Origin of the sequence: Idiomarina baltica OS145 (assembly GCF_000152885.1) — a bacterium.
GTDB lineage: Bacteria > Pseudomonadota > Gammaproteobacteria > Enterobacterales > Alteromonadaceae > Idiomarina > Idiomarina baltica.
Map to the genome: position 1 here is coordinate 172,141 of NZ_CH672403.1, position 25,092 is coordinate 197,232.

At 46.4% G+C, this 25,092-nt stretch carries 22 protein-coding genes; 11 read left to right on the top strand and 11 right to left on the bottom strand.

The window, feature by feature from the left end:
* Nucleotides 1-26: 26 nt before the first annotated feature.
* Genes OS145_RS02240 through rpe form a run of 3 tightly spaced genes read right to left on the bottom strand, consistent with a single transcriptional unit; the run spans nt 27 to nt 2,325 of the window.
* Nucleotides 27-611 (bottom strand): anthranilate synthase component II, encoded by a 585-nt coding sequence (locus OS145_RS02240; protein WP_006954388.1) that lies wholly within the window; start codon nt 609-611, stop codon nt 27-29.
* 11 nt (nt 612-622) lie between these two features.
* Complete coding sequence (trpS, locus tag OS145_RS02245; protein ID WP_006954389.1) at nt 623-1,633, bottom strand: tryptophan--tRNA ligase; 1,011 nt, start codon at nt 1,631-1,633, stop codon at nt 623-625.
* A gap of 26 nt (nt 1,634-1,659) precedes the next feature.
* Nucleotides 1,660-2,325 (bottom strand): ribulose-phosphate 3-epimerase, encoded by a 666-nt coding sequence (rpe, locus tag OS145_RS02250; RefSeq protein WP_006954390.1) that lies wholly within the window; start codon nt 2,323-2,325, stop codon nt 1,660-1,662.
* A 133-nt stretch (nt 2,326-2,458) separates the two neighbouring features.
* Between rpe and OS145_RS02255 the strand changes: the two genes are divergently transcribed.
* Nucleotides 2,459-2,791: a hypothetical protein gene (locus OS145_RS02255; protein WP_006954391.1), complete on the top strand. Its 333-nt coding sequence runs from the start codon at nt 2,459-2,461 to the stop codon at nt 2,789-2,791.
* Nucleotides 2,792-2,815: 24 nt separating this feature from the next.
* Nucleotides 2,816-3,013, top strand: a complete 198-nt coding sequence (locus tag OS145_RS02260; RefSeq protein ID WP_006954392.1) for a DUF2970 domain-containing protein — start codon at nt 2,816-2,818, stop codon at nt 3,011-3,013.
* Nucleotides 3,014-3,019: 6 nt separating this feature from the next.
* Here OS145_RS02260 and prlC read toward each other — a convergent pair whose 3' ends face one another.
* Nucleotides 3,020-5,068: an oligopeptidase A gene (gene prlC, locus OS145_RS02265; RefSeq protein ID WP_006954393.1), complete on the bottom strand. Its 2,049-nt coding sequence runs from the start codon at nt 5,066-5,068 to the stop codon at nt 3,020-3,022.
* Nucleotides 5,069-5,205: 137 nt separating this feature from the next.
* Here prlC and OS145_RS02270 point away from each other — a divergent pair, with 137 nt between their 5' ends.
* From OS145_RS02270 to OS145_RS02280, 3 genes are all read left to right on the top strand, one after another.
* Entirely contained in the window at nt 5,206-7,530 is a 2,325-nt protein-coding gene (locus OS145_RS02270) for a S9 family peptidase (RefSeq protein WP_006954394.1), read from the top strand.
* Between the two features lie 116 nt (nt 7,531-7,646).
* Entirely contained in the window at nt 7,647-8,999 is a 1,353-nt protein-coding gene (gene gorA / locus OS145_RS02275) for a glutathione-disulfide reductase (protein WP_006954395.1), read from the top strand.
* A 147-nt stretch (nt 9,000-9,146) separates the two neighbouring features.
* Nucleotides 9,147-12,038 carry an insulinase family protein gene (locus OS145_RS02280; protein WP_040487597.1) on the top strand — a complete coding sequence of 964 codons (2,892 nt, stop codon included), beginning with the start codon at nt 9,147-9,149 and terminating at the stop codon, nt 12,036-12,038.
* Nucleotides 12,039-12,128: 90 nt separating this feature from the next.
* Here OS145_RS02280 and OS145_RS02285 read toward each other — a convergent pair whose 3' ends face one another.
* Nucleotides 12,129-12,458 (bottom strand): hypothetical protein, encoded by a 330-nt coding sequence (locus OS145_RS02285; RefSeq protein ID WP_006954399.1) that lies wholly within the window; start codon nt 12,456-12,458, stop codon nt 12,129-12,131.
* A gap of 261 nt (nt 12,459-12,719) precedes the next feature.
* Here OS145_RS02285 and OS145_RS13375 point away from each other — a divergent pair, with 261 nt between their 5' ends.
* The gene (locus tag OS145_RS13375) at nt 12,720-12,890 is read left to right on the top strand and encodes a hypothetical protein (protein ID WP_006954401.1); all 171 of its coding nucleotides are present in this window, start codon (nt 12,720-12,722) and stop codon (nt 12,888-12,890) included.
* 47 nt (nt 12,891-12,937) lie between these two features.
* Here OS145_RS13375 and gdhA read toward each other — a convergent pair whose 3' ends face one another.
* Nucleotides 12,938-14,290 carry an NADP-specific glutamate dehydrogenase gene (gdhA, locus tag OS145_RS02290; RefSeq protein ID WP_006954403.1) on the bottom strand — a complete coding sequence of 451 codons (1,353 nt, stop codon included), beginning with the start codon at nt 14,288-14,290 and terminating at the stop codon, nt 12,938-12,940.
* A 62-nt stretch (nt 14,291-14,352) separates the two neighbouring features.
* Nucleotides 14,353-16,059: a M1 family metallopeptidase gene (locus tag OS145_RS02295; protein WP_050749967.1), complete on the bottom strand. Its 1,707-nt coding sequence runs from the start codon at nt 16,057-16,059 to the stop codon at nt 14,353-14,355.
* A 199-nt stretch (nt 16,060-16,258) separates the two neighbouring features.
* On the opposite strand from OS145_RS02295, the gene OS145_RS02300 reads away from it, so the two are divergent.
* Nucleotides 16,259-18,919 carry a putative bifunctional diguanylate cyclase/phosphodiesterase gene (locus OS145_RS02300; RefSeq protein WP_006954406.1) on the top strand — a complete coding sequence of 887 codons (2,661 nt, stop codon included), beginning with the start codon at nt 16,259-16,261 and terminating at the stop codon, nt 18,917-18,919.
* On the opposite strand, the gene OS145_RS02305 is transcribed toward OS145_RS02300, so the two are convergent.
* The 3 genes from OS145_RS02305 to hemH are packed head-to-tail and all read right to left on the bottom strand — an operon-like array spanning nt 18,912 to nt 20,996.
* Nucleotides 18,912-19,379: a hypothetical protein gene (locus OS145_RS02305; protein ID WP_006954407.1), complete on the bottom strand. Its 468-nt coding sequence runs from the start codon at nt 19,377-19,379 to the stop codon at nt 18,912-18,914. The genes OS145_RS02300 and OS145_RS02305 overlap by 8 nt on opposite strands.
* 8 nt (nt 19,380-19,387) lie before the next feature.
* Entirely contained in the window at nt 19,388-19,891 is a 504-nt protein-coding gene (locus tag OS145_RS02310) for a retropepsin-like aspartic protease family protein (RefSeq protein WP_006954408.1), read from the bottom strand.
* A 7-nt stretch (nt 19,892-19,898) separates the two neighbouring features.
* Nucleotides 19,899-20,996: a ferrochelatase gene (gene hemH / locus OS145_RS02315; protein WP_006954409.1), complete on the bottom strand. Its 1,098-nt coding sequence runs from the start codon at nt 20,994-20,996 to the stop codon at nt 19,899-19,901.
* A 129-nt stretch (nt 20,997-21,125) separates the two neighbouring features.
* On the opposite strand from hemH, the gene OS145_RS02320 reads away from it, so the two are divergent.
* Complete coding sequence (locus tag OS145_RS02320) at nt 21,126-21,743, top strand: YqaA family protein (RefSeq protein ID WP_006954410.1); 618 nt, start codon at nt 21,126-21,128, stop codon at nt 21,741-21,743.
* A gap of 10 nt (nt 21,744-21,753) precedes the next feature.
* Nucleotides 21,754-22,788, top strand: coding sequence for a CNNM domain-containing protein (locus OS145_RS02325; RefSeq protein ID WP_006954411.1), 1,035 nt, complete (start codon nt 21,754-21,756; stop codon nt 22,786-22,788).
* Here the strand turns inward: OS145_RS02325 and OS145_RS02330 are convergent.
* A complete protein-coding gene (locus OS145_RS02330; protein ID WP_006954412.1) occupies nt 22,753-23,478 on the bottom strand; it encodes a sulfite exporter TauE/SafE family protein in 726 nt (241 codons plus the stop codon). The genes OS145_RS02325 and OS145_RS02330 overlap by 36 nt on opposite strands.
* Before the next feature lie 95 nt (nt 23,479-23,573).
* Here OS145_RS02330 and trhO point away from each other — a divergent pair, with 95 nt between their 5' ends.
* On the top strand, nt 23,574-24,503 hold the full coding sequence (gene trhO, locus OS145_RS02335; RefSeq protein WP_006954413.1) for an oxygen-dependent tRNA uridine(34) hydroxylase TrhO: 930 nt from the start codon (nt 23,574-23,576) through the stop codon (nt 24,501-24,503).
* 57 nt (nt 24,504-24,560) lie between these two features.
* Nucleotides 24,561-25,037, top strand: a complete 477-nt coding sequence (locus OS145_RS02340) for a Dps family protein (protein WP_006954414.1) — start codon at nt 24,561-24,563, stop codon at nt 25,035-25,037.
* Nucleotides 25,038-25,092 lie beyond the last annotated feature (55 nt).

Below are 25,092 nucleotides of genomic sequence, written 5' to 3' on the forward strand. Positions count from 1 at the left end.
ATAGAATGGCGCAAGACTATAGCATGCTAGGAGTTTAGCTCTGCTAAAAAGTTGCCAATAATCCTATGCCCCATTTTCGTAAGTACCGATTCTGGATGAAACTGCACGCCAAAAATTGGTAATCGCCTGTGCCTCATCCCCATCACCTCGACACCAAAATTGTCCGTTTCTACCCAGGCATCTACAACAAAGTCGTCCGGGATAGTATGTTGCTCAACAATCAGTGAGTGATATCGAGTTACTTCAATTGGCGACGGCAGCCCCATATAAAGTCCTTTTCCACTATGGGTTACCTCCGACACTTTTCCGTGCATGACACGCGGCGCTCTCACCACTTGCGCCCCCCACACCTGAGCGATTGCCTGATGACCAAGACATACTCCGAGGATTGGCATATGGCCCGCACAAGCCTCTATCGCAGCCAACGACAGCCCGGACTCATTAGGACTACAAGGCCCTGGCGAAATAACTAAGGCGCGAGGTTGCCGTGCCAGCAGCTCTGACAGCGAAATGGCGTCGTTACGCACGACCCATACCGACTCGCCTAGCTCCTCAAAGTAACGGGCTAAGTTGTAAGTGAATGAATCGTAGTTGTCGATTAACGCGATCACGCGTGGTGACCTCACTGACCAGGATATTGTACAAAGCCAACCGCTTTGTAGACATCTGACAGCGTTTGATGAGCAGCTTCCCGCGCCTTGTCAGCACCTTTCTTCATGACTTGATTTAAAAACTCACGGTCGTTTCGCATGTCGTGATAGCGTTGTTGAATCGGTTCCAGCATGGCGACGACAGCCTCTGCAACGTCTTTTTTCAAATGACCGTACATCTTATCTTCATACTCAGGGACAAGCTCATCAATACCACGACCTGTCGCTGCTGACATAATACTCAACAAATTGGACACACCCGGCTTCTCTTGTTGGTCAAAGTAAATGCGCGCTTTCTCATCCGAGTCAGTAACCGCTTTTTTGATTTTTTTGAGGATTTTTTTAGGTTCCTCTAATAAACCCACATAGTTGTTCGGGTTGTCATCTGACTTTGACATTTTCTTAGTTGGGTCTTGTAGCGACATCACTCGAGCACCGACTTTAGGAATCATCGGCTCAGGAATTTTGAACACCTCTCCATACAAATTATTAAAGCGTTCAGCGACGTTTCGCGCGAGTTCCAAATGTTGTTTTTGATCATCACCCACCGGCACCTCGTTGGCTTGGTAGAGCAAAATATCAGCCGCCATCAGTGCTGGGTATGTGAATAGTCCCGCATTGATATTGTTGGCATGACGCTGCGACTTATCTTTAAACTGCGTCATTCGATTCAGTTCACCCATTTGCGTGTAGCAATTTAAAATCCACGCCAACTGGGCATGTTCTGGTACATGTGACTGAATAAATACTGTGCTTTGTTCGGGATCAAGACCGCAGGCGAGATACAATGCCAAACCATCAAGGGTCGCCTCTTGCAGTTTTTCAGGCTCCTGGCGCACAGTAATCGCATGCAGATCGACCAACATAAATTTGCAGTCATGGGTCGCTTGCATATTCACCCACTGACGCAATGCGCCGATGTAATTACCAATTGATAGTTGTCCTGAAGGTTGGCAGCCACTTAATACAATAGGTTTCGACATCTTAATTTGCTTCCTAACTGAATAATTTAATTTGCGTTAATCGCTTGCTTCATCGTACGGATAACCTCGGCATAATCGTCGGCATTAAAAATCGCCGAACCTGCAACAAACATGTCGGCACCCGCCTGCGCAATTTCACCGATATTGTCGCAATTTACTCCGCCGTCGACCTCTAAACGAATATCACGCCCACTTGCGTCAATCCGTTCGCGCACTTGACGAAGCTTATCTAACGTTCCCGGGATGAACTTCTGCCCCCCAAAACCAGGGTTAACTGACATCAAGAGGATCAAATCGATTTTATCCATCACATAATCGAGATAATGCAATGGCGTCGCCGGATTAAATACGAGACCCGCCTGACACCCGTGTTCCTTTATTGTCTGAATCGTACGATCGACATGTTCAGATGCTTCAGGGTGAAAAGAAATAATAGAAGCCCCAGCCGCAGCAAAATCGGGCACGATTCGATCAACCGGCTTAACCATAAGGTGGACATCGATAGGTGCTGTGACGCCATAGTCCCGCAACGCCTTACACACCATTGGACCAATGGTTAGATTGGGCACATAGTGATTGTCCATGACATCAAAGTGGATAACGTCAGCGCCCGCGGCTAACACATTATTCACTTCCTCGCCCAGACGCGCGAAGTCGGCAGATAAAATCGAGGGTGCAATTAACGGCTGCATGGGTCATCTCCGTTTTTAAAAGTGCGCGCATTATAGCACCGAAAAGATGACAAAAAAATTCGTAATATCGACTAGCATTTTCAGCAATTCGCTGATAAATTAATCAGAATTGTTAATGATAAAGGTGCTGACCATGAAAACATCCGCTAAATATGCAGCGCTCGCTGTCGGCGTGATTCTCACGGCTTCAGGCGTTTTTGCCCTGAGCCAAGGTCCTGCTTTTGTCTCTAAACAAGCTGCTAACTCAACACAACGTTGCGAAGTGTTACTCAACGCCTCCGAAATTAAGCAGTCAAGTGCACAGTGCCAAGCACCTAGCACGAAAGTGACTTGGTCCAACTGGTTTAAAGGTGAGAGTCGCTCTACCCAGTTTCACTTCTTCGATTTAATCGAACTCCTTTTCAGCTCATCCGAAGAGCATACGCCCCAGTCGACCTCTAGCTATAATAGTCAGACAGCCTTATAACCGAATATTATGCAGATTGCGCGAATGAGCCAAGGCTCCATTTTGCAAACACTCTTGAGTGTTATTGCGGCTTTTTTTGGCGTACAAACAGATAAAAACCGCCAACGTGACTTCAATAAAAAAAGTCCTGTGCCTTTTATCGTCGTTGGCATCATTTTGGCGGTCTTAATGGTGATAGGCATTATGCTCATCGTCAAATGGGTGTTAGCCACCCATTCTTAATCGTTATTAATTGGCAATACCACTGTGACGGAGCAGTGCATTTATATCGGGTTCACGCCCTCTAAATTCGCTAAACAGTTCAGCGGCAGGTTGACTGCCTCCTCGCTCGAGAATTGCGTGTAAAAATTCGCGACCCGTTGCTCGATCAAAAATGCCATTTTCTTCAAATTTGGCAAACGCATCCGCTGACAACACTTCAGCCCATTTGTAGCTATAGTAGCCCGCAGCGTACCCCCCAGCAAAGATATGACCGAAGCTATGTTGAAAGCGATTATATTCTGGTGGGATACGCACAGCTACGTGCTCTCGAATACGTTGTAAGACGCCCGCAATATCTGCACCTTGCGCCGCATCAAACTCATAATGCAACTTCATATCAAATAGTGAAAACTCTAGTTGCCTCACCATTTGCATCGCCGACTGGAAATTACGCGCCGCCAGCATGTTATCAAGTAAGTTTTGCGGGAGCGGTTCACCCGTCTCGTAGTGACCCGAAATATCGGCCAACGCCTCTGGTTCCCAACACCAGTTTTCAAGAAATTGGCTTGGTAACTCCACCGCATCCCATTCGACGCCATCAATACCTGACACGCCGCCCGTGTCTACTTGGGTAAGCATGTGGTGTAATCCATGCCCAAACTCGTGAAACAGAGTCAGAACTTCATCATGAGTAAACAGAGCCGGCTTATCTCCCACTGGCTTACTAAAGTTACACGTTAAAAATGCAACGGGATACTGTAACTCACCCTTACTATCACGATTGCGGCCAACAAAGTCAGCCATCCAAGCGCCACCACGTTTGCCAGCTCGCGCATATAAATCCATATAAAAGAAACCGCGTGTTTCACCATTGGCATCCGTAATCTCGTAAAAACGTACGGTTGGATGATAGGTGTCAATCTCCTTATGCTCCTTGATATGTATACCGAATAATCGGTTAACAACACTGAACAACCCATCCACTACCTTGTGCTCTGGAAAGTAAGGCTTAAGTTGCTCATCTGAAATCGCATATTCAGACTGTTTTAATTGCTCGCTATAATATGGAACATCCCACGCATCTAGGGTTTGTACTGACTGCGCTTTAGCAAAGTTTTCAATGGCTTGATAATCTGCTTTAGCCTGACCTAACGAACGCTCAGCCAAATCGTTTAGAAACGAAAGCACTTGATTAGGCGACTCGGCCATTTTGGTTGCCAGAGACATTTCAGCGTAATTATCAAACCCGAGTAAGTTAGCAAGCTCATGACGAAGGGCTAACGTTTCATTCATCACGTCGGAGTTATCATACTCACCTGCATTCGGACCGACATCCGATGCTCGTGTCACAAAAGCCTGATACATCGCCTTACGGAATTCGACATTATCGGCATACAACATGACGGGTAGATAGCTCGGAATATCAAGGGTAAACAACCAACCCTCCTTTTCCGCTTCCTGTGCCGCCTCTTTCGCAGCCTCAATCGCGCTATCGGGTAGCCCGCTCAGTTGCGTTTCATCGGTTATATGATAATGCCAGGCGTGGGTGGCATCTAACAGATTGTTACTAAACTGAGACGATAATTCAGACAAGCGACTAGTGATTTCCGCGTAACGCTTCTTCTCGTTCTCAGGTAGGTCCACGCCCGACAGTTTGAAGTCGCGCAAGGTATCATTAATTAGCTTCTGCTGAGCCCGATTCAGCGTAGAATATTCGTCACCATTAGCAAGTGCTTGATAGCCTGCAAACAGCCCTTGATGCTGACCTACGTAAGTCGCATACTCAGACAGCAAAGCTAAGCATGCGTCGTGCGCGTTACGGAGCTCAGGCTCACTCATCACCGAATTTAAGTGTGACACCGGTGCCCACACTTTTTGGATACGTTCATCCGCACGTTGCAACGGCTCAACAAACCCTTGCCAAGTAAATTGTTTGGTATCAAGCACCTTATCAACCGTGCTTTTCGCATCGTTAATAACTTGTTCAATCGCGGGTTCTATGTGCGTTGGCTTAATCGCCGCAAATTTTGGCAACGCATTATGATTGTTAGCGACTTCAAGTAGTGGGTTCGACATCTTTACCCTTCCTTATAAAACCGATTAATTTAACTCTTATATTGGGCAGTTTGTCCAATCTTCAACCATAAACACTGATTTTCTGGCGCGCATCGGGTATCCTTTTTATGTTTTAAATAACAAGATGGAAACCGACTATGAATTTTAAAGCGTCAACCTTTAGCGCATTGAAGCCGCTAAAGCGGGGGCTAACACTGGTAAGTTTTGCGACGCTCGTTGCTCTTTCTGGTTGTAGCTCTATGTCGAATCAGTCTGTGGATAAAAATGACTCGGTAGCAGCTCAATCCACTGAGGGTCAGCTCTCTTTACAAGACATTTTTGCGAGTGATAAATTTCGTGTAAAGCGTCCTGCACCAACACGCTGGCTAGAAGATGGTTCGGGCTATACGACCCTTGAGTCATCAAAACAGGTAAAAGGTCGCGATATTGTCCGTTACCACCCCGAAACCAATGCGCGCGATATTATGGTATCAGCGCAAGCACTCACACCAGAAGGCTGGGATCACGCGCTTAATATTGCAGATTACCAATGGTCTAACGACGGCGATAAAGTATTAATTTTCACTAATACTAAACGCAGTTGGCGTACGCATACACTGGGCGACTATTGGGTCCTGAATCGCACAACCGGTGAATTGCGTCAGTTGGGCGGTGATGCGCCTGAATCAACGCTTCAGTTTGCAAAATTTAATCCACAAGGCACTAAAGTCGCTTACGTGATGCAGAACAACATTTACGTACAAGACTTGGATACGTTTAACATTCAAACGTTAACTAATGACGGTAGCAACACCATTGTTAACGGTACCTTTGACTGGGTTAACGAAGAAGAATTCTTCTTGCGTGATGGTTTCCGCTGGAGTCCTGATGGTCAGCACATTGCTTACTGGCAGTTAGATACGGAAGGCACACCGACCTTTACGATGATCAATAACACCGACTCGCTTTATCCAACGTTAAAGCAGTTCCCTTACCCTAAAGTGGGTGAAACCAACGCTGCCATGCGTATTGGCGTGATGCCAGCAGACGGGGGCGACACCACGTGGATGCAACTGCCTGGCGACCCACGCATGCACTACCTCGTACGCATGAATTGGGCGGGTAATTCAAGCCAACTGTTAATTCAACAACTCACGCGTAAACAAGACGTCAATCGCGTTTACCTGAGTGACATCAGCAACGGACGTAGTCAAAAATTATTAAGTGAAACAACCGACTCGTGGGCCGAATACGTTGATGACGTCAAGTTCCTCGATAATGGCAAGTCATTCACTTGGCTGAGCGAGCGCTCTGGATACCGTCATATTTACCGTGTTGAACGTGATACCGGCAAGATGACGACGATTACTCGCGGTAACTGGGACGTGGTTGAAGTCTTGCGTATTAACGAAAACGACGGCTGGGTTTACTTTATTGCATCACCTGAAACGCCACTCGAGCGCTATTTATTCCGTGCCAAACTCGATGGTAGTGGTGTATTAGAGCGTTTAACGCCTGATCAACCAGGCACTCACAGTTATAGTGTTTCACAAGATGCAAAGTACGCCGAGCACACCTATAGCGACGTCAACCATGTTCCCGTGACTGATATGGTCAGTTTGCCCGACCACAAAGTTATTCGTACGGTTGTCGCTAACGATGATGCACAAAAGGCCGTCGAGAAGATCAACCACAAGCCGCTAGAGTTTTTCCGAGTATCCGCCCGCGATGGGTTAGCGCTTGATGGCTATATCATGCGTCCGACTGACTTTGACCCTAATAAAAAGTATCCCATTTTATTCTATGTTTATGGTGAACCATGGGGTCAAACGGTTGCTAATCGCTGGGGTGGTTGGTTGTATCTTTGGCATACCATGCTAACCCAACAAGGCTATATCGTAGCTTCAATTGATAACCGCGGAACTAAATCTCCACGGGGCTTCGATTGGCGTCGTTCGATTTACAAAAATCTCGGTGTTGTGACTGTTCGTGATCAGTACGATGCACTGCAAGAAATGGCAAAACGTTGGGATTACATCGATACCGATCGTGTCGGCATCTGGGGTCACAGTGGCGGCGGTTCACAAACACTGAACGCCCTATTCCGTTATCCTGAAGCCTACGATATGGGTATGGCACTCGCCCCCGTACCAGACTTAACGCTATACGACACAATTTACCAAGAGCGTTACTCAGGTCTGTTGCCGGAATCAGCTGAACGTTATAAAGAAACTTCAGCTATCACTCACGCCAAAAATCTCGAGGGTGATTTGCTACTGATCCACGGTACCGGCGACGATAACGTCCACTTCCAGGGCAGTGAACGCTTAGTCAACGAATTGATTAAATACAATAAGCAGTTTGAATTTTTTGCTTATCCCAATCGTTCACACGGTCTTTATGAGGGCGAGGGTACCACGCTACACCTTCGGACCATGATGACTGAGTTCTTGAAGGAGAACCTGCCAGCAGGTGCTCGCTAACTGATCTTCCGATTAAGTTAATCGGTATTAACCACTGATAAACCCCGTATCTTCGTTGCATGATACGGGGTTTTTACTCATCATATGCGCATCTTAGATTTGAGGAGTCGATTTTCATGAGCAGACATTATGACTATTTAGCTATCGGTGCAGGAAGCGGCGGCATCGCTTCAGCTAACCGCGCGGCCATTCGCGGCGCAAAAGCCGCTGTTATAGAAGCCAATGCGGTGGGTGGCACCTGCGTTAACGTCGGTTGTGTACCGAAAAAAGTCATGTGGTATGGCGCTCATATTGCCGAAGCAGTGAAATACTCATCCGCATATGGCTTTGATCTCGATCAGAAAGGTTTTGATTGGGCAACGATGGTTAAAAACCGTGAGGCTTACATTGAACGTATTCACGGCGGTTACCATCGTGGGTTCCAAGGCAATGGTGTTGAATTTATCGAAGGCTTTGCCAAATTCGTTGACCACCGCACCGTCGAAGTTAACGGTGAGAAAATTACTGCCGACCACATTACCATCGCTACTGGCGGTCGACCGATGATACCTGACGTACCGGGTGCCGAACACGGTATCGATTCAGATGGTTTTTTTGCGTTAAAAGAACAACCTAAAAAGGCTGCTGTAGTAGGTGCAGGCTACATTGCCGTTGAGATTGCCGGCGTTTTTCAGGCGCTAGGAACAGACACACACTTACTCGTGCGTCGCGATCGTCCACTGCGCTCGTTCGACCGTTACATCACCGATGGTCTTTTAGAGCGTATGGAGCAAGACGGGCCTACCTTGCATACAGAAACCGTGGTTAAAGAGGTAGTTAAAGAGCAAAACGGTACGCTCACCTTGCACTTTGAAAACGGCGAAACAATGAAGGATGTCGACTGCCTTGTGTGGGCAATTGGCCGTGTCCCTGCAACCGATAAGATCAACCTCGAAACAACAGGTGTTGAGCTTGACGCGCAAGGCTTTATTAAAGTCGATAAGTTCCAAAACACCAGCGTGCAAGGCATTTACGCCGTAGGCGACAATACCGGTGCTACTGCTCTCACGCCCGTCGCCATTAAAGCGGGTCGCCAGCTGGCTGAGCGTTTGTTTAATGATATGCCGAACGCTCATATGGATTATGAGAATATCCCGACCGTGGTTTTCAGCCATCCAACCATTGGTACTGTCGGCTTAAGCGAAGAAGATGCCATCGTTAAATACGGTAAGAGCAATATCAAAGTGTATACCTCTTCTTTTGCTGCGATGTATAACGCCGTCACGCCACACCGCGCACTCAGCTACTTCAAAATTGTGTGCTACGGAAAAGAAGAACGCGTCGTCGGTATTCACGGCATTGGTGAAGGTATGGATGAAATCCTACAAGGCTTCGCGACTGCGATGAAGATGGGCGCAACTAAAGCTGATCTCGATTCAACCGTGGCTCTGCACCCGACCAGCGCGGAAGAGTTTGTGACGATGCGCTAACCACTTACTGACAGTCGCTTAGTCTGCAAAGACAAGCGGCTGTCAAATTCTGTTACAAATTGCTTTGTGCCGTTGCATTTCTTTACTGCAAGAAACGCCGTATTTCTGTTTATTATAAAGTACACCCTTAACAGGAATATGACGCTTATGAAGAATCTATTTATGCTGTCTGCACTCACTTCAGCCCTTATTTTGGCTGGTTGCAGCAGTTCAGAAACTCAATCTAATAATGCGCAAGTAGCAGCGCAGTCACAACAAGCACTCGCTGAACAAGTGGTAAAGAGTCCGAACGACGAACGCCAATATAGAGTCGTCACACTGCCCAATCAACTCGAAGTCATGCTCATTTCCGATCCAAACACGGAGAAATCGGCAGCTGCTTTGAGTGTTGGTGTGGGCTTACTCAAAGATCCCATGACCCAGCAAGGTATGGCACATTATCTTGAGCACATGTTGTTTCTTGGAACCGATAAGTATCCCGACACCAATGGTTACAGCGAGTTCATGAGTAATAACGGTGGTAGCCAAAACGCATCAACTTGGCTTGATATCACGAACTACATGTTCAAAGTGAACAATAGTGCCTACGATGAAGCACTCGACCGCTTCTCAGATTTCTTCAAATCACCCAAGCTATATGCCGAATACGCCGACAAAGAAAAAAATGCTGTCAACGCCGAGTGGTCTATGCGCCGCGAGATGGACTTCTTTGGTCAATTTAAGCTCGCTCGCATGCTTTTAGGTGAACACCCGGCAAACCGCTTTTTAATTGGTAACAATGATTCACTCGGTGATAAAGACAACAGCAAGCTGCACGAAGAGCTTGTGAACTTTTATAACCGGTATTACTCAGCGAACATCATGAAAGTTGCAATGATTAGCAACGAATCGCTCGACAAAATGGAATCATTAGCGAAAAAACATTTCGCCAGCATCGAAAATGATGACATTGAGCCACCAGAAACCACTGATAAAGTCGACTTTGCGAAAGCGGGTAAAAAGCGTATCCACTACGTACCCAATGAAGATGTTAAGCAATTGCGCCTTGAGTTTATTATCAACGATAACCAAGACCAGTTTGCGGTCAAACCGAATCGCTTTGTGACCTATCTGTTGGGCTCAGAAATGCCAGGCACACCGACTGAGCGCCTCAAGGCAATGGGCTTGATTTCTAGCTTAAATGCGTCAGCGTCCCCGACTGAATATGGTAATTACGGCGCATTGACCGTCGATATTAACCTGACTGATGCAGGCATGAAACATCGTGAAGATATCACCGCCTTAATCATGCAATATATCAACATGATTAAAGAGCAGGGCGTTGATAAAAAATACTTTAAAGAAATTCAAACCAGTTTAGCTAACAGCTTCCGCTTCTTAGAAAAAGGAGACGAGTTTGGTTACGTTGCTTCACTTGCTTCCGCGATGCAGAATTATCCTGCTCAGTACGTGATCAGCGCACCTTACGAATACAAAGAATTTGATGCCGATGCGATTAATAACGTACTTAATCAGTTAACGCCTGAACACCTGCGCGTTTGGTACATTTCTAAAGATGAACCACACGACAAAGAGCTGAGTTTTTACGATGGTAAATACCAAGTCGAAGATATTGCAGCTTCAGAGGTTGCCACTTGGTCAGCCGAGCCACAGCTCGCAATTAACTTACCTAAAGTTAATACGTTGCTTCCTGAAAACTTCGATTTAAAGAAAAATGCTGACTTTGACCAGCCGAAAGTCGTTATTGAAGAGCCCGGTATTGAGGTATGGCAGTACCCAAGCCAAGTATTTGCCGACCAACCACGGGGCGTACTGACCACCATCATCAACAACCCCGATCCGATTACTGATGTTAAGAAATCAGTACTGCTTGCTTTATGGCAAGACCTTTACAACTTGCGTGTCAGTGCCTTATCGACTGAGGCAAGCATTGCGGGTATGAGCTTAAACCTAAACGACAATCGAGGTCTTACCTTTAATATTTCGGGCTTTACCGACAAACAGCCAGAACTCATGCAACGTGCACTAGAGGAGCTCACGTTTGATATCGAACCGCAAGCATTTGCACAAGCTGTTGATCGTTTAGTTCGCGGCATCAAAAACAAAGGTCAGCAATTCCCGTTATATCAATCCTTTGATGCGTACGGACAAATTATTCGCGAAGGTCAGTTTGCCGATGACAGCCTTATCCAAGCAGCCCAGAACGTAAAACCGGCTGATTTAGCAAGTTACATGGATGAGCTATTAGCGAATAACTCAATTAAAATGTTTGCCTTTGGTAACTACGACAAAGCTGATTTACAGTTAGCAGTCAATGAAATCAAAGATCTATTGCCCGCCAACAGAAGCGTCACCGAATACCGCACTGCACGCTTCTGGAAGCCGCAAGCTGACACTTCTTTAGTGTTACGTAAGGACTTATCTGTTGCAGACGTGGGAATTGTTGATGCACATATCAACGGCACACCGAGCTTCGCTACACAGGCAGCAGCGACCGTATTGCAAGGCCACTTCCGTACCGAGGCGTTTGATACCTTACGTACCGAAGAGCAGCTTGCCTATGCGGTAGGTACTTTTGCACCACAACTGGACCGCTACACCGGCTTTGGGCTTTATATTCAGACTCCGGTGAAAAATGTTGCCGATATGCAGGCGCGTTTCGAATCCTTCAAAAAAGAGTACTGGGAAACATTGCAGAACTTAAAGCCTGAGACGTTTGAACAGTTGAAATCAAGCACCTTAGTCACGCTTAACGAACCGCCGAAGAACCTGTCTGAAGAGTTACAGCCGGTGTTGAGCGATTGGTATTTACATCGTTATGACTTTGATACCAAGCAACAGCTGATTAATGCGGTTGAGCAAGTGACTCTGGAAGACGCGAAACAGTTCTACAAGGATACGGTATTAAACGAAGATAGTGCCCGGATCTCTGTACAACTACGCGGTGAGAAGTTCCAAGATGCTAGCTTTGCTGACCTTCCAAATCAGCAAGTGATTGAAGACTTAGCAGAGTTCCATCAAGAGATGCCTAAGCAATAGGCGATGATATGAAGAAAAGTAAAAGGCGCCGCTAGGCGCCTTTATTATAACTGCCGAATCAACTCGACAGTGGTTGGGAACAAGGTACAACTATTTGTCAGCGCGGAGCTTTAGTGCACTCGGAAATCCGGTTGCCGCAACGCTGCTCGTCCGAAACTGCTCACGAACTTGAGATACGACGGTTTGAGCATCATTCGCTAACATCGCTTGGTTACTTAACATCAGGTCATACATCATGCGCTGCTGAGTCAGACGCACACTGCCACGAATGGTTTCATGATAACCCGTTTGTCCTGGTGTCACTGTGTAGTGTTGCATGACACTTGATGACGCAGGTGCCTGTTCTATATTCATTTCTGCACTTGCCATTACGTTCGCTGATACGACTAAGCCAGCGACTATCGAAATTAAACGTTTCATAATCTTGACTCCTAATCTTGAGGCTTACTTAATGAGTCGTACTCGCGTAAGCAAAGGTTGCATCACCGTGAAATTATTTTTGTTATGAGCTAACTATAGCGAGTTATCTATGTATTTGGGTTTCAAAAAGTTGTCCATTTGTAAATGATTGGATCAAATCACGCAGATTAGGCTGGCTTTGATGAAATTTTTCGAACACAGCATCCAAACTGGTTATTTTTTCGTCTAATAGGTGATTGCCCTAATCTAGAGGAACTTATCATGGCTAACAGCAACCACTCGCAATGGGATTCACACCCCGATATTGGACCACAACCCGCCTGTACTGGAGCAGACTTGGATAACGAAACAGGCTTTTGGGAGCGGAGTCGACCTATCGACCCCTTTATCGAACAGAAAGAGTTAGACAGTATCGATGATCAACAGGAATAAAAAAAGGGAGTGCGTGCACTCCCTTTTTTAATGATGCCATCGTCAGATTAAACGACACCCTGCTCAATCATCGCATCAGCGACCTTTTTGAAGCCCGCGATATTGGCCCCCAAAACGAGGTTATTAGGTGAGCCAAATTGTTCAGCCGTGCGCTTACAGTCAGAGTAGATAGTTTTCATAATCTCTTGTAACTTACGATCCACCTCATCAAACGACCACTGCTGCATACCCGCATTCTGGGCCATTTCTAGCTGACTGGTTGCCACACCACCCGCATTCGCTGCTTTACCGGGACCATAACCGATTTTTTGTTCAACAAAGAAGTCGACCGCAGCTTGCGTCGATGGCATATTCGCTCCTTCAAGCACCGCTAAACAGCCATTTTCAGCGAGTGCTTGAGCATCCTGCTCAGTCAGTTCATTCTGCGTTGCACACGGAAACGCGATATCCCCCTCATAACGCCAGACACTATGCCCGTCTTCAGGGTAATCTTCACGAGCGATATATTCGGCGTCGTCGTGGGTGTCTAAATATGTTTTTAGGCGTTCATGGTTTTCTTCTTTAATCTGTTTAACTAGGTCTAAGTCAATACCTGATTTATGATAAACCATACCGTTTGAATCGCTGCATGTGACCGGTGTAGCACCGAGCTCGTAGAGCTTTTCCATCGCGTATATGGCGACATTACCGGATCCAGATACAAGGCACCGCTTGTCACTGAGCTTTTCGCCACGATCACCTAAAAGGCATTGAGCAAAGTAAACAGCCCCGTAGCCAGTGGCCTGTTTGCGTGCGTGCGAACCTCCCCAACGCAAACTTTTACCAGTCAGTACACCCTCGAATCGATTTTTTAGCCGCTTATACTGACCAAAGAGATAGCCAATCTCGCGGGTTCCCACACCAATATCGCCTGCCGGAACATCGGTGTGAGGACCAATGTGGCGATGCAACTCGGTCATAAACGATTGACAAAAACGCATGATCTCCGCGTCAGACTTGCCCTTGGGATCAAAGTTTGAGCCGCCTTTACCGCCCCCAATTGGGAGTCCAGTCAACGCGTTTTTAAATATCTGCTCGAAACCAAGAAACTTAATGATGCCAGCGTTCACTGATGGATGGAATCGCAACCCACCTTTATAAGGACCTAGGGCTGAATTGAATTCAATCCGATAGCCCTTATTCACATGAACCTGACCTTTATCATCTTGCCATGGCACGCGAAACATGATCTGTCTCTCGGGTTCTACGAGTCGCTCAATGATCGCCTGTTGACGATATTTGGGGTGCTCCTCCAACAACGGTTCGATAGACTCCAATACCTCTTCCACCGCTTGATAAAACTCATTTTGCGCCGGAGAGGTGCGTTTCAACATATCAATAGTTTCTTTTACGTAGCTCATGCGTTCCTTCTCGTTTCTAAAAGATACTTAATAAATAAACCTTCCATGGTGTTTTGGATCGTTTATTTGGCTTCAAACGCCGAATATTCATCCAAATAATCTTGTTGCCGCAAAATTTTCGACTCTGGATCGAGTACAATGTGTACGTCGTTAGACGGGAGTGTAATTGTCTTCGCCTCCTTCGATACGACAACGGTTCTTAGCTCACCACCGACGCGTATTTCGACGGGCATCGTAAAAGGAGCCTTTGCTGCCGATTTAAAGTGCAACGTAAGTTGGTCGCCGTCGCGTTCGGAGACTAACTCGGGTAGAGCCGCTTGATAAATATAATGCTCAAAAAACCATGTCATGTCTTTTCCCGTTTCGGCATTAACGGCATCGATGAAGTCTTGGGTATCGGCAAAATGTGGCTTGAAGTTACCTGGCTTGGGATCGTCCGTACCGTAGACAAGCTGTTGGGTTGCGTTAAAAAAGGCTTCATCGCCAATCAGGTAACGCAGCGTGTGCAAGACCCAAGCGCCTTTTTGATAAATATCGCTACCCGGTCCACGATCGGCTTTGTAGACGTCATCCTCGGACATTGGTTTATTTGAAACAATGGGATGCTCGTTACGAATCCCAATACGCTGGTCATACATCATTGTATGGTATAGGGCATCACCATGTAGATACTGGCCGTAGAGTGGTTGCATATAGGTACCAAATCCCTCATGTAGCCACATATGGTCCCAGTCCGTATTCGTGACTTGGTTGCCAAACCACTCATGCGCCAGCTCATGTTGTAGTAGCCAGTCAAAGTCGTACTTCCCTGGTTTATAATCCTGCCCATAGGCATTAATGGTCTGGTGCTCCATCCCTAAATGAGGTGTTTGTACAACCCCCATTTTTTCAGCATAAAAGGGGTATGGCCCTATGACCCGTTCGTAAAATTCAAGTTGCTTAGGAAACTCCGCAAAGAGTTTTTGTGCTTTTTCCTTCTCGCCTCGCAAGTAATAGAATACAAGCGGGTATTCATGCCCGTAACGACTGTGATAGGTCGTCTCGAGCTTATCGTAAGGACCGATATTTAACGCGATGCCATAATTATTTTGTGACTGTTCGCTACGCCAATGATATTCGCTCCAATCATCGCCCTCAGTGGTTTCGATAAGTCGACCATTGCTTGCCGCGACGAGTCCCTTTGGCACACGAATGCGAATATCTGTTTGCTGCGGCTCAAACGTTGGGTGATCGAGGCAGGGCCAAATTAAATCACATCCCTCACCTTGCACTGCGGTCGCGATCCACGGTTGACCTGACTCAGTTTTAGACCACACATAGCCGCCATCCCAGGGCGCTCGTTCAGCCACATGAGGCTGGCCCTCATAATTGATAGTTACCTCGAACGGCTGGTTGACGGTGACACTATCAGGTAGGGTAAAACGGATCTCGCCCTTTTCGTGACTAAAGTCACTCACCGGATGCCCTGCGGCGGTAATTGATGAGATACGATAGTTGTTGTCCAAGTCTAACAATAGCTGCTTCTGTTCAGCCGTTACGGTGAGTGTCAATGTCGTTGTGCCAATTACCGACTTTGTCTCAGGGTGAATATCAAAAAATAAGTCCGCCTGATCGAGTTCAATGTTTTTTTGTAAAGGCTTAAGCGCACCTCCAGTTTCAAGCGTTTGCGCTAGTGTTGGTTGCTCTTGAATTGGTGTGCTGCATCCTGACAATGCAGTAGCAGATAAGATCCCCAGCACGAGAGCCGAGTTTATAGCGTTAGAACCCATGTTTTCACCTCGTTTGTTTTTGTACTTATACACTAGCGCGTCTCCCACTTGGCATACAGTTCGTTAGTCGCTTCAAATACGGTGTTGATAGAAAGTTACATGACATTGATCAAAAATATATGTGCTCAGCGACATAATCTGTTACCTTGCAAATATACAAATATCAATAATAAAAATAACCTAATTAGAGAGAGCCGCTTTGTTAAAAGCATTACTCAAACATGCATCAACTTCCGTTGTTCATACTGCCGCGTTTACGTGCGTGTTGTTTGGAATGTTAGGCTTTGCAAACTATCTTTTTATCGAACCATCAAGCCGTATTAATTCTGCAAGTCTGTCATTAAGCGCCGCAGCGCTATGTATTGGCGTCGCACTTTACGGTCAGCAAGCTCATCGATACTGGCTTGCACGTATTGGCGGGATTGGTTTATTCGCCACTGGCCTCTACGCACTTAAAGCCACTGATCTACAATTGCCCCTATTCCTGCCCACCTGTTGTTTCATATTAGCAGCGGTCTACATCACCACGGGTAAGACTCAATTACATCGCATTATTTGGAAAGCCGTCGGTAGTATTTTTATCTTCATTGCGCTGATTAGCTTCGCTATTACTTGGCTCGATATTAATACCTACCCACTGATTCAAAACCCGATCGCATTTTCAGCAGCCACCATCATTGGCCTCATTGCCGGTTTAGGCATGCTATTTTATTGCTTTAATCAATCGCCCCCAAAGCAATCTATTCTTTCTCTAACAGGCTTAGTCTTAACCTTGAGTGCCACAATCGCAATTTGGTTCGCTCAATCGAATGCCGACATTAATGAAATACGCAGTCGCGGCGAAGTAAACCTGACTCAGTCAGCGGATGTGATTGGCCAAAGGCTCAGCTCTCAATTCAGCGCGCTTCAGCGCCTCTATCGACGTTGGAGCGAATTACCAGCAGAATCTGTCGATCAAATTATCAATATTGATACTGAGGACTACACGCGCGATTTTTCATTGATTGAGTGGATGGGAGTCTACGATGATAGTCAACAGCTGATGTTTAGCCCTATCCCGATATCGGATATTGATAAAGAGATTTTAGAACAGCCTTCAATCAAGGCATGGCGCGCCAATAATGTGCATAATGAAAGCCGCGTTATTTCCGCCTATTCATTACAACAAGGCGCTCCACGATTAATTCTTAGTTACCCGATCACTAACCCAGACATCGAAGCCGATCAGTTAATCGCCAATTTAAATATCAAAGACCTCATGCGGATCGATCGCATACCTTATTTAGATATCTTCGACAGTTACGTCGAACTATCAGAAAGTTACCTATTACCGATAAGTAGTGATTCATTTGATGTTATTTCACTGTCCGAACTCACGGACATCCACGCCTACAAGGTATCGACCATGTCTTCGATTCTTGGGCAACCCATTAAGCTACACGCTGTTATTGCCGACGCTCATGTATTCTGGCAAGCGGCTCGCGTTAATCAAACCATACTCATCGCCGGAATCCTTCTTGCCTTTTTGTTGTTGGAGTCGATAGAGAGTAACCGCAAACTAACCGAACAACAGGGTCGCTTGATTCAAATGGCCAATTTTGACTCGGTGACTCAGCTAATGCGTCGCGATGTCTTAGAGACGAATATCAACCAGTGGCTATCGGTCAATCCAACTGACGCGCATATTTTGTTTATTGATTTAGATGGGTTTAAGCCCATTAATGATAGTTTAGGGCTTCATACAGGTAATGAGTTACTCAAGCGTATTGCGACACGCTTAGCAGAGGTCAGCCCTGCAACGGCGCAGTTATCAAGATTTAGTAGCGATGAGTTTATCGTCTTTCTACCCGGAGCCGATAAAACATCGTCGACGGAGGTGGCGCGTTCTTTGTTAACTGCCCTACGCGACAAGTTTGAAATCGACTATATCGATCTGTACCTCACTGCAAGTATCGGTATTGCGTCGCGTGAGTTTCAAGTGTCTTCTGCCGAAGCCTTTATTCAAAATGCTGACGTCGCGATGACTAAAGCGAAAGAGAGTGGGGGAAATACCTTCGCTTTCTTCACACAAGCGATGAGGCTGAAGTATCAGACAGATTTAACGCTACGTAATCAACTTCAAGTGGCGATTGAAAACCAACAACTGGAAGTCTTCTATCAACCATTCGTCGACCTCAAAAGCGAGCAGATAATCGGCGTTGAGGCGCTCGCTCGCTGGCGTGATAAGCAAGGCAACTGGATACCTCCCGACGTTTTTATACCGCTAGCTGAGCATACTGGACAGATTATGCCGCTTTCCGATTTGATCCTAGAAATGTCAATTCGTGAGGTAGCTCAGTATGTTGCTCAGCCGAACTTTATATTGTCGATAAATTTGTCACCCAAACAGTTGCAAAATGGCCAGTTGGTCAGTCAAGTGACACAGTTGGCTCACAAGTACAAGATACCGTTCAGTACACTACAGTTTGAGTTGACAGAGACTATGCTAGTCGATGATGCAAAGGCTGCATTTAAACAACTCGCCGAGCTCAGAACACTGGGCTGCAAAATCGCTATTGATGACTTTGGCACCGGTTACTCATCGCTTTCTTATTTGAATGATTTACCCGCCGATATTATTAAAATTGACCGAAGCTTCACACGGCGAGTACTTACCGATAGCTCATCGCATCCCATCACTGAGGCAGTGATTTCGATGGCGTTGGGTCTGAATAAGTCAATTACTGTTGAGGGAATTGAAAATGCCGAAGAAGCAGCTTACTTTGCTCGGCGTAGCTGCCAAGCGGCACAAGGTTTCTATTTCTACCGCCCTATGCCGCTCGAGCAACTCATAGAGGTGATTAATCCTGCGACTACTTAATGCGTTCGATTTTCATGCGTTTATTGACCTCTTTGCGTGACAGAAAATACGCATTAAACATGCCTCGCGTAATGGTATAGTTGCCCTCATCGTGCCAAGGAAAATAGTCTTCTGAGCCCTTTTGCTTCCAAACTTGACCGTTATCGAAAGTAAGTAGCCATTTACCGTAAGCATCCTTGTCGCGACTTGTCAGTTTAACTGACATGCTTTCATCTTGTTTCAGCTTTTTATGCTCTAAACCAAAGTCAGCATTGTTGTCACGCTTCTGCTCGACTTTCTCTTTCATTTTGGCAGCAGGGACCGGCTTTTTATCTTGCTCATTCAATCGGTCGTAGCACATCAACCGCTCTTGGTCATCCTGAATGAGCGCACAATCACGATATGATTGCTGCGCCATGGCCGCTGACGCTACAACGCCAGACGCGAGTACTAACGAAATCGTCACAATATTAACTCTCATACCACCTCTTAATATTTAATGGTTAATGTATCGCCCTTTTGTACCAACTCCATTTGTTTTAACGCGCTCATGCCCAGCAAGATCACATCATCCTCCAAACCTGGGGTAATTGATGCATCAACATTATTCAGTGTAATTCCACCCAGCGTTAAGGTATTCAGATGAGTCCGATAGGTCACAATGCGTCCGTTCGCGGTCGCCGAAATACCCTTGCGTCCTTTTACCAAACCGAGCCGGTCAGCCACCTGCTGAGGAATCGCTACTAACGTTGCACCGGTATCTAAAAGAAATGTGACGGGTTGTTGGTTTATCTTGCCAGATACCACATAGTGGCCCATACGATTTTGCGTCAGTTCGACCACGGTTTGCCCGCCCAGTCGCTGAGAAACAACGTCTTGGTTGGGATTAAATTGCTGCTCGAGCTTGTCTTGGAAGAACCAAACCAATAGCGCGAGGGCAAGTCCCCACGCTATAAAACTAAATGTTTTACCAAATCCTTGAGTGCTACTCATGCTTGACTCAACTCGCCGTGTTTCGCTCTACCTTATCAGCTTCACGTTGTCTTGTCGCTAACGCTTCGGCCTGCTGCTCGGGCACAGTCCAGCCTGCGAGGTTATCTTTAATTAAGCTAACAAGTGCTGAGATATGCTCCTCATCAGCATTGAGTGCGCTAATATATTCATAGCGCTCACCCCCGTTCTCGATAAAGTACTCACGATTCTCTTCACCTATCTCTTCAATAGTCTCCAAACAGTCGGATGAGAAGCCTGGGCACATCACTTGAACTGATTTGACTGACTGCTTCGGCAACGCCTTTAACGTCTCATCGGTGTATGGCTTTAACCATTCCTCACGACCAAAGCGCGATTGAAAAGTTGTCATATACTCGTGCTCACTGAGGCCGAGACGTTCAGCCACTAGGCGCGTGGTCTTATAGCACTCACAATGATAAGGGTCACCGTTTTTCAGGTAGCGCAAAGGTACGCCGTGATAAGAAAAAATCAGCTTATCGGCACGTCCGTGCGTTTCCCAATGGCGCTCTATCTTATTAACTAAAGCACTGATAAATGGGTCATAGTCGTGATAATGCGAAATAAAACGAAACTCGGGTAACCAACGTCGCTGAGTAAAGTCATTCGCTATTGCATCGAAGGTTGAGCCCACGGTCGATGCCGAATATTGAGGATAGAGCGGTAACACTAGTAGTTTGCGTGCACCCGCACGCATCATTCTGTCCAGCGCATCTTGGATCGATGGCTTTCCGTAACGCATCGCGTAATCCACTACCACATGTTCACCTAAATCCTCCGTCAACGCGTGTTGCACCGCAGCGGCTTGGTCCTCTGTGTGATAAAGCAAGGGCGAGCCCCGATCCGTCCATACGGTTTTGTAAGCTTCCGCAGAACGCTTAGGCCTGATATTTAGAATGATACCGTTAAGAATAATTTTCCAAAGCCAACGTGGAAACTCAACAACCCTCGGATCAGATAAGAATTCCTTTAGATAGGGCTTGAGTGCTGCTTTAGTGGGCGCGTCGGGCGTACCTAGGTTAGTGAGCAAAACACCGACTTTATCAGCTTGTTGATGCGAGAACGCGCTATTACCACGATAATTCATTGAGGAAACACCTTATTAACTTCATTCTGGGTTTAGTTTACGAAATTTTTCGACTTTACGATCCACTAAATTCCAATTTATGCAGTATAACGATACGATTAACTTAATCGAGTAAAAAGGATACCTAAAGTGAGTAACGAGCCTACTTCAGCGCAGAAAATTGAACCGGATGATAAAAAAGCGAACAAGTGGTTCCAGAAACTCATTGACTCGCCTCATGCACTGGTACTTTTATTTTTCTTCTCAGCGCTGGAAGCCACCATTATACCTATTCCTTTAGAACTCATATTAGTGCCTTACATGCTTGTTGAGCGCCAGCGTATTTGGCTCATTGCTTCTGTCGCGCTAGCAGGTTGTCTAACAGGTGCGACCGCAGGCTATTTTGTGGGTCAAGCATTCATGGATACGGCAGGCGTTTGGGCAATAAACTATTTTGGTATTGAAGATTCTTTTGAACAATTTAAAAGCACACTCGAAGCTCAAGGTTTCTGGGCCGTATTTTTAGTCGGCGTAACACCCGTCCCCTTTCAAACAGCGATGTTAGCTGCCGGCGCTGTTGACTACTCCTTTGCTATGTTCATGCTGGCATCCGCGCTATCCCGCGGTATTCGCTATTACGGACTGGCGTTACTCGCTCTCTGGTTAGGTCCTTATGCACAAAAATGGTGGCAAAAGCACGCTGTTAAGCTTGGTTGGGGGGTTGTACTTATAGCCGCAATGGTTATTATCGGCGTTCAACTCGTATAGGTACTCATTCATGTTTTTGCTGATTGTATTTGCGTTTATAGCTATTGGTATATCGTTTTTGTGCTCCATGCTTGAAGCGTCGTTGCTGTCGATTACACCAAGCTACATTGCTGGTCTCAAAGAACAGCGCCCCAAGCTGCACAAACAGCTATCAAAATTGAAACAGACAATTGATCGCCCACTCGCCGCTATCTTAACCCTCAATACGATCGCGCATACGGCCGGTGCAGCAGGTGTAGGCGCCCAAGTTGGTGTTGTATTCGGAGATGGTTATCTCGGTGCCGCGAGTGCAGTCATGACTTTACTGATTTTGATTCTGTCAGAAATCATTCCGAAAACCATCGGTGCAAAATTTTGGCGTTCGCTCGCGCCTCTACTACCAGGTATTTTGAACTTCTTAATCACCAGTCTTAAACCTTTTATCTGGCTGTCCGATCAAATCACCAAACGTATTGGCGCCAACGAGGCGGATATCGATGTGCGCTCAGAAATCAAAGCGATGGCGACTATGGGACTTGAGCAAAATGCCCTCGATGAGGACGAGCGCCGAGTTATCTGGAACATTCTAGACCTACACGATATTCGCGTAAAACAAGTCATGACGCCACGCACAGTATGCGAGACAGTGCGCCCAGATATGACCATTGGCGAGTTCTACAAGCACACTAAACAACTACCCTTTTCTCGATTTCCAGTCATCGATGCTGACGAGGAGCCGCATGGAATCTTGTTTCGCAGTGACGCGCTAGAAGCCGATCAGGAAACAACCCTTGCTGAGCTCACACGCCCAGTTGAAATTGTCACGGAAACGGTGAGTGTTGAAGCCTTAATGGCGCATCTGCTACAAGAGCGCCAGCATATGTGTTTGGTCTACGATGAGCATGGAAGTTGGCTTGGGTTAATTACTTTAGAAGATATCATCGAGACCATTTTAGGTACGCCGATCATGGACGAAACCGATAATATCGCAAGCCTGCGTCGTTATGCTCGGCAGCGCTGGGATAAACGTCTAAAAGGCAGTCCAAAGCAACCGCAGAGCGAGTAAGGTAATGACCCATTTAAAGAGTTGGTCAAAGTGCTGGTTAGTCATTCTCTTTAACCAGCGAACCCCCATGTAGGTTCCTAAAAAACCGGCGGCTATCATACACATGATAAGTAACCACCACTGCTCAAAGACAAAACCTTGTGCGCCAAAGACAATTGCTTTCGGCGCATGTTGCATTGTCATAATAGCGGCAAATGTCGCCACCACCGTATGCCTATGATCAAAGCGTGCTTTTACGAAACTGGCGACCACGGGCCCTGAAGCACCAACAAACAGTGAAATAAAGCCACATAATGCCGCGCCCAGCGCTAAACCAACACGTCCCAAAATTAATTTAGGTAACTGCGGCCCCCAAGTTAAAAACAACAGGAACCCAGCAATACTCAACTGCAACCAATGTTGCGGTAATTGCAGCAATACGAGGCTACCCAGCAGCGTTCCGACCAATCCAAAGGGCACAAACCAAATGACGGTCCGCCAATCAATATGCCGCCACGTCAATGCTGAACGCCCTACATTCGATCCCATTTGCACAAAACCGTGTACCGGGATGATTGCATGCGCCGGCAATACCGAAGCTAGGACGGCAATAAGCACAGCGCCACCGCCAGCACCCGCGACAGCACTCAATAGTGATGTCAAAAACGAAAGACCCACCAATAAACTAAACCAGATATCCTGAACGCCCAACTCGCCCCCTACACACAACGCTCTAATTTGGTTATAATCCGCTCGATTTTAACGCCCCGGATTTGCGATCCGACCTGCTGAAAAAGGAAGTAAACATGTATATCTGTGCAGCCCTCTATAAGTTCGTTGAACTCAACGACTTTGAATCCCTCCGTGAACCACTCTACCAAGTGATGTTAGAGAATGATGTCAAAGGCACATTATTGCTCGCACGTGAGGGCATTAACGGTACTATCTGTGGCACCCGCCAAGGCATTGACAATGTACTAGCACACATCAACGCGGATGAACGCCTCGCTGGTATTGAGCATAAAGAGTCACCGAGCGATGAACAAGCGTTCTATCGCACTAAAGTGAAGCTTAAAAAAGAGATTGTCACCATGGGTGTTGATTGGGTGGATCCAAAGAACACTGTGGGCACTTATGTCGAGCCCGAAAAGTGGAACGACCTCATCTCAGATCCCGAAGTGCTTTTAATTGATACACGTAATGAGTACGAATACGCCGTAGGCACGTTCAAAGGCTCGGTCAACCCCAAAACAGAAACCTTCCGTGAGTTCCCTGAATACGTCAAGGAGCACTTAGATCCGTCTAAACACAAAAAAGTAGCCATGTTTTGTACCGGCGGTATTCGTTGTGAAAAGTCGACGGCTTACTTGAAAGAGCAAGGATTTGATGAGGTCTATCATTTAAAGGGCGGCATCTTAAAATACCTAGAAATGGTGCCAGAGGAAACCAGCCTTTGGGATGGTGAGTGCTTTGTTTTTGACCAGCGTGTAACGGTAAAACACGGTTTAGCGCAAGGTGCGTACGACCAGTGCTATGCTTGCCGCATGCCTATCACTAATGAAGAGAAGCAATCGGAACATTATGTGAAAGGGGTCAGTTGTCCACACTGCTACGACAAGACAACCGAAGAGCAAAAGGCGCGCTATGCCGAACGCGAACGCCAAATCCAACTTGCTAAACAGCGAGGCGAAGCACATATTCGCGATGGTAAACGCGATGCCACACTACAAAACTGATCGGAATTGCGCTAGATTCGTATCAGTTCAACAGCATCGATTTACTGGAGAAAGGTAATGAAGCAATTAAAAGTGATTGGTTTAGATGAGAAAAAAGCTGAGCAATTAGCCGACAAACTCAACGAATTGTTGTCTAACTATCAGATTTTTTACATGAACGTTCGTGGCTTTCACTGGAATATTAAAGGTGAGCGTTTTTTTGAGCTACATGCCAAGTTCGAAGAAACTTACGACGATTTATTGTTGAAGATTGATGAAATTGCCGAGCGTATTTTGACATTAGGTCAACGCCCGATGCATGCCTATTCGACTTACATCAAGACCAGTGACATCGAAGAAGTCAAAGACGTTCATGATGGTCGTGCGTGTGTGGCTAACATCTTAGATAGCTATCAAACGACAATTCGCCTACAACGCGAAATTCAAGATCTGGCGAATGACGCAAATGACGAAGGCACCTCAGCACTGATGAGTGATTATATTCGCGAGCAAGAGAAAACTGCGTGGATGCTCACCTCATACCTAAACGACTAAAGTTACGAAGCTAGAAAATGAAAGCCCACCCTGCGGTGGGCTTTTTTGTGAGCGA

Excerpts from the sequence above, each read along its gene's own strand:
- trpS (WP_006954389.1), bottom strand. The coding sequence starts at position 1,633 with ATGTCGAAACCTATTGTATTAAGTGGCTGCCAACCTTCAGGACAACTA.
- rpe (WP_006954390.1), bottom strand. The coding sequence starts at position 2,325 with ATGCAGCCGTTAATTGCACCCTCGATTTTATCTGCCGACTTCGCGCGT.
- OS145_RS02255 (WP_006954391.1), top strand. The coding sequence starts at position 2,459 with ATGAAAACATCCGCTAAATATGCAGCGCTCGCTGTCGGCGTGATTCTC.
- OS145_RS02260 (WP_006954392.1), top strand. The coding sequence starts at position 2,816 with ATGAGCCAAGGCTCCATTTTGCAAACACTCTTGAGTGTTATTGCGGCT.
- prlC (WP_006954393.1), bottom strand. The coding sequence starts at position 5,068 with ATGTCGAACCCACTACTTGAAGTCGCTAACAATCATAATGCGTTGCCA.
- OS145_RS02270 (WP_006954394.1), top strand. The coding sequence starts at position 5,206 with ATGAATTTTAAAGCGTCAACCTTTAGCGCATTGAAGCCGCTAAAGCGG.
- gorA (WP_006954395.1), top strand. The coding sequence starts at position 7,647 with ATGAGCAGACATTATGACTATTTAGCTATCGGTGCAGGAAGCGGCGGC.
- OS145_RS02280 (WP_040487597.1), top strand. The coding sequence starts at position 9,147 with ATGAAGAATCTATTTATGCTGTCTGCACTCACTTCAGCCCTTATTTTG.
- OS145_RS02285 (WP_006954399.1), bottom strand. The coding sequence starts at position 12,458 with ATGAAACGTTTAATTTCGATAGTCGCTGGCTTAGTCGTATCAGCGAAC.
- OS145_RS13375 (WP_006954401.1), top strand. The coding sequence starts at position 12,720 with ATGGCTAACAGCAACCACTCGCAATGGGATTCACACCCCGATATTGGA.
- gdhA (WP_006954403.1), bottom strand. The coding sequence starts at position 14,290 with ATGAGCTACGTAAAAGAAACTATTGATATGTTGAAACGCACCTCTCCG.
- OS145_RS02295 (WP_050749967.1), bottom strand. The coding sequence starts at position 16,059 with ATGGGTTCTAACGCTATAAACTCGGCTCTCGTGCTGGGGATCTTATCT.
- OS145_RS02305 (WP_006954407.1), bottom strand. The coding sequence starts at position 19,379 with ATGAGAGTTAATATTGTGACGATTTCGTTAGTACTCGCGTCTGGCGTT.
- OS145_RS02310 (WP_006954408.1), bottom strand. The coding sequence starts at position 19,891 with ATGAGTAGCACTCAAGGATTTGGTAAAACATTTAGTTTTATAGCGTGG.
- hemH (WP_006954409.1), bottom strand. The coding sequence starts at position 20,996 with ATGAATTATCGTGGTAATAGCGCGTTCTCGCATCAACAAGCTGATAAA.
- OS145_RS02325 (WP_006954411.1), top strand. The coding sequence starts at position 21,754 with ATGTTTTTGCTGATTGTATTTGCGTTTATAGCTATTGGTATATCGTTT.
- trhO (WP_006954413.1), top strand. The coding sequence starts at position 23,574 with ATGTATATCTGTGCAGCCCTCTATAAGTTCGTTGAACTCAACGACTTT.
- OS145_RS02340 (WP_006954414.1), top strand. The coding sequence starts at position 24,561 with ATGAAGCAATTAAAAGTGATTGGTTTAGATGAGAAAAAAGCTGAGCAA.